This window comes from Pedobacter humicola (assembly GCF_056490705.1).
This window is the reverse complement of sequence record NZ_JBWJIG010000017.1, coordinates 56,729-69,481: the sequence shown is the minus strand read 5'-3', so window position 1 is coordinate 69,481 and position 12,753 is coordinate 56,729. Positions and strand designations below refer to the sequence as shown.

The window sequence follows — 12,753 nt, the reverse complement described above, 5'->3', positions numbered from 1 at the left end:
TAAGCTTTACTTTTTTTATAAGGTACCAATCTGTCTAATCATTTGATTCGTAAATCCCCACTCATTATCATACCAGGACATCACTTTTACCAAATCACCATCTACTACCCTGGTCATGGCCAAATCCACTATTGAGGCTAAGGGGCTTTTTATAATATCGGTGGAAACCAGCGGTTCATCTGTTGTACCAACAACTTCTTTATATCTTGACGATAAGGATTCCTCTATCAAAATCTCATTGATCTCTTCGGCACTTGTTGGCCTTTCAGAGATAAATGTGATGTCAGAGATAGATCCGACAGAAACCGGAACCCTGACTGCAACACCATCAAATTTACCGGCATACTGTGGAAGTGCTTTTGTAGTTGCTATCGCTGCCCCAGTTGCCGCGGGCGCAAGATTGATTCCTGCTGTTCTGCCCATTCTTGGTTCTTTTTTCGAGGGAGCATCCATCAATGTCTGTGATGCAGTATAGGCATGAGTGGTGTTTAAAATCGCTTTTTTAATCCCGAGTCTGCGGCCTAAAATTTCGATAATCGGACTTATGTTATTTGTGGTACAACTTGCACAGGAGAAGATATTAACCTTGCCTTCATCGGTATTCACCCCGTGAACAATTGTAGGGGTATCTTTTGTGGGCCCTGATATGACAACGAATTTTGCTCCGGAAGCCAGATGCTTTTCTGCATCGGCCCGGTTTGTAAATAGCCCCGTACTTTCGATCACCACCTCGGCATGAAATTCACTCCAGGGCAAATCCGAAATTTCACGCACTGAACTGTAATGAAAAGATTTATCCCCAATAAAAACCCTATTTTCACTATGTGTAATCTCCCGTTCATAACGACCGTAAATGCTATCATACTTCAAGAGGTATACTGCATTTTCAATACTCATCAGGTCATTTACTGCAACCAGTTCTAAATGATCACTTTCCATGATTAATTTTAAAGATGCCCTTCCGATGCGGCCTAAGCCATTTATTCCTATTTTTTTCATATTATTTTGATTATCTATAATACCATATGATTGTGACTTTATGATGTAAACCTATTAAATTTATCTTGACAGAAAGCGAATTCAGCAATCAGAAAACTGATAGCAAATACTATTGAAGTGATAAATAACAACAGACAACAATTTTCGAAACATCACACCAAATGCCAAAGAAATCAGCAAATCGCTGTTGGAAAGCTTCCAACGCTTTTACCTCAACAAAGTGGGGATTGCAGAAAATGATAATCGTTTTCATAGGGCCCCGAAAACCTAAAGCACTGGACATATTCGGTTCAGATTTTATATTTTACTTTATCAGCATAACCGAAGCGCTGCGTCGACCGTATGTAAAAAAAGGAATTAAGTTTTTAACGTCAAATATCGTTTCATTATAATCGGGTTTTAAGGGAAAGTGTGGGATAAAAGCCCTCTTTTGAATATCCAACAGTCAGATTAATTAGCGCAGAAGATGCAGGAGCGAAATAGAGCCCGGCTCCAACACCATGGTGTAAACGGGCACTATGCTCACCGCGTTCCCAAACCCTACCAAAATCATACATCGTATTCAATCCAAATTCCCCGGGAAGGATGTAGCTTAAAAACTCCCCTAATTTTATCCGGACTTCTGCATTATTAAACGCACTGTAATCACCTGTGAACCGGAATTTTCTATAGCCGGTTAAATTATCGGTTCCCCCTAAATATCGCAACTGAAAAAATTCAGGCCTTCCCGCACTGAGCCCTACACCCAGGCGATTGCTGAAAACAATAGTTCCTGTTTTATTCACTTTAAAAAACAGTGTAAATTCAGAATTCAATACTCCGACGCGACTGGCGCTTGGTCCAAACCCAGTCAGTAATTCAAGGTCTGATTTGAAAATTGTTCCCGACTGCGGGAGGACTTTCTTATCCCTCTTATCTATAAGCAATTGGAGTATTGTGCCAATCTGAAAATTATTCAGACTGACTGGCCTGTTGGAATTGTTTTCCGCCAGATAACCATTGATGAATTTTTCTTTATTTTTTGAATCCGAATAATGAAAATATTGAAACAATGGCCCGAATGAAAAATTATTATCTGCCCAGCGCTTCCTTATCAAAGCCTTTAAAGTAAGGAGATCAAAACGTGCCCGGTAGAAACTAACAGGTGAGGATTTCCGATCGAATGCACTTTCATTCCCAGAGCCAAAATAATTGCGGGTATTATTTGGGGCATTTACCTTTAGATCGATAAGCAGATCATTGTTTTCAACAGCATTCAGCCACTCACCCAAATAATGCAGGCTAAACGCTGAAGTATTCCATGCGTACAAAGCAGAAAATGAATGCGTGCTTGCAAAAGGCTGTTTCCTAAAACCCGGTACAGTAAATCTGTGCGATACACCAATCATAGCACCATCATCTACATTAAATCCGAAATTAGCAAGAGTTAACTTTCGAGAATAAAGATTAGTCGCAAAATAGGTAAAATTAGACGTATCGGTAGACAATCTTGTTTTCAGTCGGTGATTCATATCGGCAATATCATCCTTTGGCTTGCCATAATAGATTAATGGTTTACCCTTCCATTGAACTTTTAGGTGTTTTATATCAGAACCTCCAATCAAACGAACCTTAATCCTTGAATCACCCGATTCCATTAAAACACTGTCTTTTCCTTCCCGAAGAAATATGCGCAACTCTTTAGTGATCGACGGATCAAATTCCCGCTGGAGGATTTGCGCTGAAGCGGTCTCCCCCATTCCGGCTTTGAAAACAATAAGTTGCAAATATCCATTGCTTTTTTCTATCAGGCTTATCCGTTCATCCTGATCAGTGAGAGGTACATCTACAATTTTGTTGAAGAAACGGTAATATTGATCCATTAAATCAGGGAGTGCATTTCGCCGCATCTTCATTTCTGCGAGTAGTTGTGCCCTAACATTCGGATCTGTCGAGTCAGGAAGTTTAAATAAAGCCCGGGCAAGCAGGGAATCTGTCATGACAGCACAGAATTCACTGATGGTATTATTCCACTGCAACTGACTGATACCGGAAAATAGCTGTGAGTTTAGATTTCTTCCCTCCCATAAGAACCAGTTAATATTCTGAATATTTCTTTCATAACCCTGCATCATGGGCAATAGCCAGCTAGACTGTGCCAGCCGTTGTATGCTACCATCAGAACGGTAGAAAACCTGATCCCGGTCACGTGGTACTGGAGTGTATTCAGTCCCATCTGCTCTTGCGTCTACCGCCCAACGCCATTGATCTTCGTGCCTGTCCCAGTCACCTAAAAGTACATCTAAAGCCTTTGCTTTTAGATAGGTTTGCCAGTCTACCCGATTTCGATAACTGTTTGCTATTTTCTTTAACATCTTTTCGGTGTTATCTGATTTGCCCATGGGCTCCCGCTCTTCTAAAAGACAAAGCGTGTTTGCAAAGTCCTTTGCATAAATCCCCAGCCCAGCCTCTTGTGCAACAACTCCTATTATGGGATTACTATGGGGTATCCCGGCGGCTTGCGCCAAGACAGGAACAACAAGGGCTCCGAAAGGGTGTTGGGCAGACATGTTGTCCTCTAATATTCCCAAGAGAAATGTTTCCCTGAGTGGAACTGGAAGCAAAACTGCAGGAAATTTCTGTACCGACCTCAGCGCCCATTCCTTGCCGGTGGCATCTCGGAGCCTTAGCGTCTTCGACTGATTTCCCCCTCCTGCTTGAACAGCGGAAAGGCCTCCCGATATCCGTGAAAGCCTGATCAAAGGAACTTTGACAGGACGGGCATACGCTTTTCGATAGTTTTCACCAAAAACCTTTCGGTGCAATCTGCCTACACTATCATACTTTGCCCAAGGTATTATGGTCACTGAATCCATTTTCTGATTCTGGCCTTTTACTGCCGGAATAGCCAGCAGGAAAGCAAGAATAAAAAAAATATGTTGTCTAATCATGGCGGTTAATTTTAGCATGCTGTAAATTTCCTAACTGAAGCATGAAGGTCAGGTTACATCTGAATAAATAGAAATAATGATTTTCATAAATGCTATTATTTTGTTGATAGATCGATATCGCTTAAAGAATCCAATGCACGATTTATTATAATTCTGATAAATACTATTACTGTTGTTTTGGTGGCTTTCGCCAGCCTATTCCGTAATTTGAATACCCAAAGAACATGACATGCTTATGAAAATTTTTAGCCTGCTGATGCTGTTTATCCTCTCTAGTATTTCTGTAATGGCTCAAAACAGCAGCCTTGAAGAACTTCCTGTGTCAGAGCTGAAGAAAAGGCTTTCCAAGCAGAATCCGGACACTATAGAAATAAAACTAAAAATTGCGCTGGGAAGAGTATTGTTGGTCAAACCAGGTGGTGGAAGTCTTGAAATAGACTCTGCGATGAGGTTTTCAACGGACGCAGAGCACTTAAGTCGTAGGATCGGATATTCTAAAGGCATCATTAACGCCATTTTGCTGAGGGCACTCAGCTTAAATAAAAAAAATGAACCTCACGCGGGTCTTAAAACTGCAAGAGAGGCCCTGGCATATTCCACCAAAATCGGCGAGGAAACAGGGATTGCCGAATCGTATATCGTAATTGGCCAGCATTACTCTATATCTAAACCGGAACAACTGGTCAAGAGAATGGAATACTACCGAAAAGCAAGTGATATTTTTAGAAAAACGCACAATTTTTACCGGCTTGCCTCTTCTTTACAAGGCGATGCGGAAATGTTGTTGTTAAACAGACAACACATGGAAGCGATAAAAATACTGTTCGAGGCCATCAATGTTAATAAGTCGATCGGGAACAAGTCCATTCAGGGAATATATTGGCTTATTGGTCGAACGCTGAATGAACTTGGAGATTTTCCCAGTGCGCTGAAATACTCGCTTCTCTCGATTAAATCCGCAAAAGCAGTCAATGATACAACTTTGACCGTTGCCAGTATAAATTTCACTACTTCTAGCATTTATACATATATGAAGGATTATAAGAATGCGCTTCCGTATGCATTAAAGGCCTTAAAAATCGCGGAGCATTACAACGATTCGGATTACATATTTACAATATCCATATCTACAGCTTTTAATTACACCAGAGTTAATAAATTAGATGATGCCCTGAAACTGTTGAGAAATATTTGGCAATATGCAAAGAATGATGCCGATTCCCTTTATATCATGACCTACTTTTTGGGCAACCTTAACCATGCAAAAAAGTATAAACAGGCAGCATTTTATGCAGGCGAGGTCACGCGCCTGCTCAAAAAGATACCACCAGACAATTTCAACAATAGGATTACAGCATATAATTTTCTAGCCGCTCACTACATTGATACCAGACAGATAAAACTTGCCTACAAATATGCAGACGCATACGAAGCAGTCGTCAGGTCCTTCAATTTCCCTATAGGCATCAGGTCAGTAGAAAACATGTATTATAAACTGGATTCACTGCAGGGCAACTACAAATCGGCCATTAAGCACCATTTGTTATCCGAAGAAATTAAAGACTCAATAGAAAATGTTACCAAAGCTTATCAGGTATCGCTTTTGCAAATCGAAAATGATACTGAGAAAAAGAATAACGATATTGACACCCTCACTAAAGCTGGCCGTGCTAAGGATGATGCATTGAAACGTACACAATTGATGCAAAAAGTTATTATTACTATGTCAGTTTTACTGGCCATAATTACTTCACTTATTTTTAGCGGATATCGGCTTAAACAAAGAACCAACCGGAAACTTGAAGAAAGTCAGCGAGAATTGGACCAGAAAAATACTTATCTGGAAAGTATGAATACCGAACAAGAAAAGCTTTTGAAGGAAAAGGAGTGGTTAATTAAAGAAGTTCACCACCGGGTTAAGAATAACCTCCAAATGGTTACAAGCTTATTGAGCTCACAAACAACATATCTTGATAATGATGCTGCAATTTTAGCTGTCAATGACAGCTTGCGTAGAATGCAGGCTATGTCGATGATTCATCAAAAGTTGTATCAGGATGATAACGTATCAACTATATTTATGCCCGAATATATAGATGAACTTATTCATTATCTTCGCGATAGCTTTGATGATAACCATAGGATTATTTTTAACCAGAAGATCGAAAACTTAAACCTGGATGTCACCCAGGCAATTCCTTTAGGTCTTATTATAACTGAGAGTATAGTCAATTCAATCAAATATGCATTCCTGAACAGCAAAGCTGGAATAGTTGATATCTCTTTGGGTCAAGAGGGGCCTGATCATCTGTTACTCTTCATTGCTGACAACGGGACCGGATTACCTAAGGGCATGGAAAATTCTCCCTTGAATTCCCTTGGTCTTGACTTAATGCAGGGACTTGCAAGGCAACTGAAGGGAACGTTTCAGATTGAAAACAATAACGGTGTTCAAATAAAAATCAAATTCATTCATCCGAAAAATACAATTTAGCTAACTTTATACCATATGGCCAAGAAAGTGCTCATCGTCGAAGATGAATATGTAGTTGCAAATAACCTTCGTTTAATATTATCAAAAGCAGGTTACAGCATAATCGGGATCGCGATATCCGTAGAGGATGCCCTGGAGCAGATGCATAAGCAGAAGCCTGATATTGTTTTACTCGATATTATGCTTGATGGTGAACGCTCAGGAATTGATTTGGCAAAAATATTAACTGCCCAGCATATTGCTTTTGTTTATCTCTCCGCTAATTCTAACCAGGCGATTTTGGAAGAAGCGAAAAAAACCGACCCATATGGTTTTTTGGTAAAACCCTTTCGGGAAAAAGACTTAATCATTACGCTGGATATTGCATGGTACCGACAAAAAAATAATGTCGAGGCCCGGCTTTTACAAGAAGTATCCTTACAAAAGCAACTATTGGACATTAGTAACCGAAAATCTGAGGCAAAGCAAAAATTATTGGAAATTTCTCAGGCAATAAGAATATTTATCCCCTTTGACCTGATTGTTACGCGTGCCGATTCAGATAGTGGATATGTCAATTGTGGATACTTAAGAACAGGTTTCAGCGAATACGAGTTCATCGTTGAAACGGAATTGGTAGCTTCTGTAAACCCAAAACAATCCTTGTCTAGAAAAACTTTCAGCACCGATAACGGACCAGCATTTTTTTCACATCCCAACCAGGAAAGCGAGATCAACCGAAATTTCAAAATCCCGGGCGAAGGAGTCTGGATGGATTACTTTAAAATGGAGTCTGAGCTAATTTTCCGATTGAAGATTGGCACGGGGACTGAATTCTCATATATTTTCTATAGTCGGCAAAGGGATTTGTATACACAGAAGCATACAGAGGTTTTAAGACTTTTCACAAAATGCATGAGTAATGTTACTGAGAAAATGCTTTATCCTTCAATCTCTTCCCTCAACAGAAGCCTCGGTGAGCCTTTAAACCATACATCAAAACTTTTGGAGCGTCGTGAGTTCAATGGTATAATCGGCAGCCATTCCCTGCTACTCGCTGCTTTGGATCTTACCATTCAGGTCGCGCCGTACAATACATCCGTTCTGATACTCGGGGAAAGTGGTACCGGTAAAGAGAAAATTGCACGCGCCGTTCATCAATTATCACCCCGGAGAGATAAGCCATTCATTCAGGTAAATTGTGGGGCAATACCTTCCACACTTATTGAATCAGAACTGTTTGGGCATGAATTGGGCGCTTTTACAGGTGCAACTGAAAAAAGAAAAGGGAAGTTTGAACTTGCAAGTGGTGGAACTATTTTTTTAGACGAGATTGGAGAACTTCCGCTGGATATGCAGGTAAAACTACTAAGGGTATTGCAGGAAAAAGAAGTAAATGCTGTTGGCGGCAATTCACCCTTTAAAGTTGACGTTCGCGTAGTCGCCGCTACCAATAGAAATCTGGAGAAAGCGGTAGCGGAAGGAAAATTTAGGCTGGACTTATATTATCGGTTAAACATATTTCCCATAACAATTGCTCCATTGAGGGAGCGAAAAAGCGATATTCCAGCGCTAGTTAACTTCTTTATCAGTAAATTCTGTAAGGAGTTCAATAAGCCGATCCCCGATATCGAAGGTGCAATGATGGACCAGTTGTATGGATACCAATGGCCAGGAAATATTAGAGAACTGGAAAACATAATAGAACGTTCTGTCATCATAAATGAGGACTCGAGTAAGTTGAACTTAAAGCAGCCCCTCACTGAGATGTTGGTTGGCAATTCCACTATTAGTACAATCGAGACATTAGATGATGTTAAGCAAATACAGATGGAGACAGAGCGTGCCCATTTGATATCGGTACTTACGGTTGCCAGAGGCAGAATCAGGGGCCAGAATGGCGCTGCAGAATTGCTTAAAATCAAGCCTACCACATTGGAATCAAAACTGTTAAAATTGAATATCCGAAGACAGGACTATTTCCCGTCTCAGGAACCTTGACATTTAATTCTTGCGAGAAGACAGAAATCCTGTAGAAAAACTTATATTAATTCGACTTGTGACGGCAAACCAAACCAACTGGTTTTAATATGTTCAAAATCAAAACATAATTCCCTCCTTCTAGGTTTAAAAACAGATCCCGCTTGTTAATTTCATGTATTGTGATTTAAAAGCTATTTGCAGCCGAATGTACCCTCGTAAAAATAAACCCGCGTGATTTAAGCCGCAGCCATTCCGAAAGTATTTGGCTTAATTATACATAGACTATTAATAATCAGCTTTTAAGGCTTTGCGCCAATGCTTTTCTCAGTCGTGTATATAGTTTTGCAATTAGCTTTTGGTAATATGTGCTGCAAGCCATATTTTGGCGACGGTCACGTGGCCTATAGTTCCAATGTTTCTTGCTCACCAGCCAACTCGTTAGCTAATGCATTTAATTCAAGCTGCGTAGGAGCCTTTAAAGGAAATTTTAGGAAGATAGCCAGGCCTTTTTCATTTTTGATTCGAAATAAACCGCCAAGCTGAGCTGTCAACCCTTCCAAAAGATTGATTCCAAGTGTATTTTCGTTTGGCAAGCTAAAATTAATTGGCAGTCCTATGCCATCGTCACTGATTTCCACTTCAACGAACATACCTACTTTTTTAACACAAATAGTTATTGTGCCTTTTTGGTGATTTGGAAATGCATATTTCATAGCATTAGTAACGGTTTCATTTAGGATTATACCTATCGGTATTGCTTGTGAAACATCAATCATGAAATCCTCAACCTCACACAATATCTCGATATTATCAAAATCATTATCAAGGAAGTCGTACAGAGAATCCACCAATTCATTAATGTATAGAAATAGACTGATTTGCGTAATATTATCTGATTTATATAACTGGTCATGGATAAGCGCGATCGATCGAACCCTACTTTGACTATCCAAAATAGCCTGCTGTGCGCTTTCGCTAGACAAATAAACAGATTTGGAGGCCAGCAGGTTCATTACAATTTGTAAATTATTCTTAACCCGATGATTTACTTCCTTTAAAAGCAGATCCTTCTCTCCAAGAAGTTGATTTTTATATGATACCAGATGCTTAAGAGCATCATTTTGCTTGTCAATCTCCAATTTCTGCGAAACGAGCAAGGCATTACTTTTCTGCTTTAACCGATATCTACTGAATATCAACGCAGTAAAACTTAACAGCACGATTATTCCACCAATGGTTACCCGGTTAATGAGTTCATTCCGTTTCATCTTAATATCCTTAATCAGCGCGTCTTTGGTAAGCATCTCAATATGCCTGTTTCTCTCCATTGCTGCATTTTCTATATGCAAAAGGGATATTTGGTACGCTTTTGAAACATTATCAATAGAATCTTTTATCGCCTTTTCCTTCTGAAAATGGGCCAAAGCTGACTTTTTATCTCCTTTAAGCGAGACCAGCTGATAATACCGATATTCGGCAGTTTGAATACCTTTGGCATAATTTACTTTATGTGCTAACTGAGCGTGCAATTCTGTATGTTTAAAAGCCTGGTTTACCTTCCCCGTTTCGGAATAATAATAAGCAAGTGCATTATGAACGTTCATTATTTGTTGTATGTTTTCCGGATAGATTTTTGGCAACAAGCTTTCCAGTTCGTTTACATATTCTTTAGCCTGCTGGAACTTTTTAGCATAACCCAAGGTATTTATATACTCTATTTTGAGAGCTATATTTTTTAAAAAACCGCCCGGACGGCTCTTCATTTCATCAAGTACAGCTAATGCTTTGGGGATTTGGTTCGTATGAGTATATGCTGAGGCCAGCTGGTAAGCTCCCTCACGTACAAATCCCTCGTCATTGTACTTTTTTGCTGTGCTTATTACTTCTTTGGAATAAGGTATGGATCGAAAATAGTCCTGCTTCTTGATATAACTGGACGCGATTGTTAAATTGATAACGCATACCTGTGTTGTGGTGTCATTAACCTTTCTGGCGGTTTCACGGGCTAATAAGGTATATTTTAAAGCGTTTTCATAATCTCCTAATCTAAAGGAGTTCCTACCGATATTCCAATAGATGCCCTCTACGGTTCTCAAGCTCACCCCTTTTCCCAGATTCAACGCCTCAAAAAGAAATCTTAACGCCTCTGTAGTCCGGTCGGCCTGAAAAAGCATATCCGCGTTGACCGTTAACATATCAGCAAGGGAATGGAAATTCTTATTTTTCCTAAATATTTCGATAGCTTTGTCGTTATACCATATCCGGGTTCGAAGTTCTGCCGGTGAATTTGTGCTAAAGTACTTAGATATCATATGGTACGACCTGGCCTCGCCATCGCTATTCTTATTCTGGCGGGAAAATAAAAGAGCATTTTCTGCAAGTTTTAATCCTGCTTTACCATCCCCTCTTTCATACAAAGTCTCTACCCTTAATAAGAGTGAATTAATAATTCCGAAGTGATAATTAAGCCGGCGGCTGAGCACTTCAGCTTCATTAGAAAACCTAATTGCAGAATCAACATCTTTTTGTCCTTTGGTAGCCTTCAACAACATCAAATGTCCGCATGCGAGCTGTAGTTTTACCTTTGTTGTATCCTCTTTGCTGGCGGCATATTTTTTCCTCAATTCAGGCAAAGGTAATTCATCCAACCTACTGGTCTGCGCATGCGCTAACATCGCCGGTAAAAACAGGATAATGTATAAAATCGCACGCTTCATGTAGTTTAGCTCAAGGTTTACTAAAAATAATGATAAAGATATTAATTACTGCTAAAAATATTAAATATGCAGTTTGAAGCGATCAGAATGAAGAAAAAAAATCAAAACATGTAACTGGGGATTATCCAAAAGTTCTGGGCTTTCGGTTATTTGGAAATAATAAATGAATATATTGTATAGAACTGGCCTATAATTTTAATCATTTTACTATCTTTAAATTTAAGAATTTGCAATAAAAGAATAAAGGTGAGTATTTGGTGCATTAAATAAAGAATAAGTAGCAAAATACTGAATTACAGATACATACACCGAAAGGTTCGACTCCCTTCGGCTCCCTCTTCCACTAGAAAATCTTTCACCTTGCAACAGGGATTGCAGCGGATACCGGCCCGTGTTTAAGGCCTGCATGTGTATGAGCGGATAGCCCGTCAGTTGCCAAAAAACAAAGCAGATCAAATGCTAAAACGCAAAAACGAAGTCGCAGAACGGATCGGTTTACAAAGCAGTTCCAATTTTTCAAGGGTCTTTAAAAAAGAGTATGGTAAATCCCCGATGCAATACCTTCAATTTTTAAAGAACAGGCAATAGTATGGCCTTAAATTTGTATTTGGTTGATTAGATACTAATTTTCAGTAAAAGGCGATGCTACTCCACTCCATTATAGAAATTATCCGACTAAAATATAAGAAACGGCTACCAGAAGAATTTCTTCAAGAGTTGCAAAGCCATGCGCACTTTACCGGACTTAAAAAGGGAGAAATCCGTTTAATGAATGTATTGAAGCCCAGCTTGTAATAATGTTGTAAATTTGCTATTGGCATTAAATGGCTAAGCGCTAAAATTTTAAGCGCTCATTGTAAAGTGAGGTCCTATATGAATGAACAAACAAGAATAAACAACGGCTTGCAATACAAATTCATCAAACCCGACAAATCACTTTCCGATTTTGTAGCTGGTTTTTGGGCTTTACAAAACCTATATGAACATACACAAGAAGCCATTGCTTTGCCTGACGGACGAATTGATTTGGTTCTATCAAAATCTGCATCAGAACCTTTTGTTATTAGTGTTTTGGGTATTGGTACGCAGCCCGACAAGGTGAAAGTTACGCCAAAGAGCTTGATTTTTGCCATTGGTTTTAAATTGCCCGCCACTGAATATATTTTGAATTTTTCCGTTGCCGGTTTATTGAATAACGGAAAACATTTGGCGAACGATTTTTGGGATTTTGCTGCCGAAGATTTAAACGATTTTGATGCGTTTTACCGAAAAGCTTCGCAAAAAATTCAATCGTTGTTACCGCAAGCAACGGACAGCAGGAAACAAAAGTTATTTGAAATGATTTATGCTTCAAAAGGTGAAGTAACCGTGAAGGAACTTTCCGAAAAGGTATTTTGGAGTAGCCGCCAAATTAATCGCTATTTCAATCAGCAGTTCGGACTCTCATTAAAGGTATATTGCAGCATTCTGCGCTTCAGGGAATCTTTGGAACATATTGCCAAAGGGAAGTTTTTCCCTGAACTTGATTTCGCAGACCAAAATCATTTCATCAAACAGGTCAAAAAATTTTCTGGCGTGGTGCCCACAGAATTATTCAAACATAAAAACGACCGATTTGTACTATTGTCAACCCTGACCGAGCCATAATTTT

Annotated in this window: 7 protein-coding genes; 4 read left to right on the top strand and 3 right to left on the bottom strand. The window is 39.4% G+C overall.

Going from position 1 to position 12,753, the window contains the following annotated elements; genetic code table 11:
• Positions 1-15 precede the first annotated feature (15 nt).
• On the bottom strand, positions 16-999 hold the full coding sequence (locus AC04Q1_RS21995) for a type I glyceraldehyde-3-phosphate dehydrogenase (RefSeq protein ID WP_478366696.1): 984 nt from the start codon (positions 997-999) through the stop codon (positions 16-18).
• Between the two features lie 386 nt (positions 1,000-1,385).
• Positions 1,386-3,929, bottom strand: coding sequence for a BamA/TamA family outer membrane protein (locus tag AC04Q1_RS21990; protein WP_478366695.1), 2,544 nt, complete (start codon positions 3,927-3,929; stop codon positions 1,386-1,388).
• 235 nt (positions 3,930-4,164) lie between these two features.
• Here AC04Q1_RS21990 and AC04Q1_RS21985 point away from each other — a divergent pair, with 235 nt between their 5' ends.
• Positions 4,165-6,423, top strand: a complete 2,259-nt coding sequence (locus AC04Q1_RS21985; RefSeq protein WP_478366694.1) for a sensor histidine kinase — start codon at positions 4,165-4,167, stop codon at positions 6,421-6,423.
• A gap of 15 nt (positions 6,424-6,438) precedes the next feature.
• Positions 6,439-8,403 carry a sigma 54-interacting transcriptional regulator gene (locus AC04Q1_RS21980; RefSeq protein ID WP_478366693.1) on the top strand — a complete coding sequence of 655 codons (1,965 nt, stop codon included), beginning with the start codon at positions 6,439-6,441 and terminating at the stop codon, positions 8,401-8,403.
• Positions 8,404-8,786: 383 nt separating this feature from the next.
• Here AC04Q1_RS21980 and AC04Q1_RS21975 read toward each other — a convergent pair whose 3' ends face one another.
• Positions 8,787-11,102 carry a sensor histidine kinase gene (locus AC04Q1_RS21975; protein ID WP_478366692.1) on the bottom strand — a complete coding sequence of 772 codons (2,316 nt, stop codon included), beginning with the start codon at positions 11,100-11,102 and terminating at the stop codon, positions 8,787-8,789.
• A gap of 456 nt (positions 11,103-11,558) precedes the next feature.
• Between AC04Q1_RS21975 and AC04Q1_RS21970 the strand changes: the two genes are divergently transcribed.
• Both AC04Q1_RS21970 and AC04Q1_RS21965 read left to right on the top strand, forming a co-directional pair.
• Positions 11,559-11,690 (top strand): helix-turn-helix domain-containing protein, encoded by a 132-nt coding sequence (locus tag AC04Q1_RS21970; protein ID WP_478366691.1) that lies wholly within the window; start codon positions 11,559-11,561, stop codon positions 11,688-11,690.
• Positions 11,691-11,975: 285 nt separating this feature from the next.
• Entirely contained in the window at positions 11,976-12,749 is a 774-nt protein-coding gene (locus AC04Q1_RS21965; protein WP_478366690.1) for a DUF6597 domain-containing transcriptional factor, read from the top strand.
• The last annotated feature ends 4 nt before the right edge of the window (positions 12,750-12,753 follow it).

What these genes read in the sequence shown, in the direction of transcription:
- AC04Q1_RS21980 (WP_478366693.1), top strand. Translation starts at nt 6,439, where the DNA reads ATGGCCAAGAAAGTGCTCATCGTCGAAGATGAATATGTAGTTGCAAAT.
- AC04Q1_RS21970 (WP_478366691.1), top strand. Translation starts at nt 11,559, where the DNA reads ATGCTAAAACGCAAAAACGAAGTCGCAGAACGGATCGGTTTACAAAGC.
- AC04Q1_RS21985 (WP_478366694.1), top strand. Translation starts at nt 4,165, where the DNA reads ATGAAAATTTTTAGCCTGCTGATGCTGTTTATCCTCTCTAGTATTTCT.
- AC04Q1_RS21965 (WP_478366690.1), top strand. Translation starts at nt 11,976, where the DNA reads ATGAATGAACAAACAAGAATAAACAACGGCTTGCAATACAAATTCATC.
- AC04Q1_RS21990 (WP_478366695.1), bottom strand. Translation starts at nt 3,929, where the DNA reads ATGATTAGACAACATATTTTTTTTATTCTTGCTTTCCTGCTGGCTATT.
- AC04Q1_RS21975 (WP_478366692.1), bottom strand. Translation starts at nt 11,102, where the DNA reads ATGAAGCGTGCGATTTTATACATTATCCTGTTTTTACCGGCGATGTTA.
- AC04Q1_RS21995 (WP_478366696.1), bottom strand. Translation starts at nt 999, where the DNA reads ATGAAAAAAATAGGAATAAATGGCTTAGGCCGCATCGGAAGGGCATCT.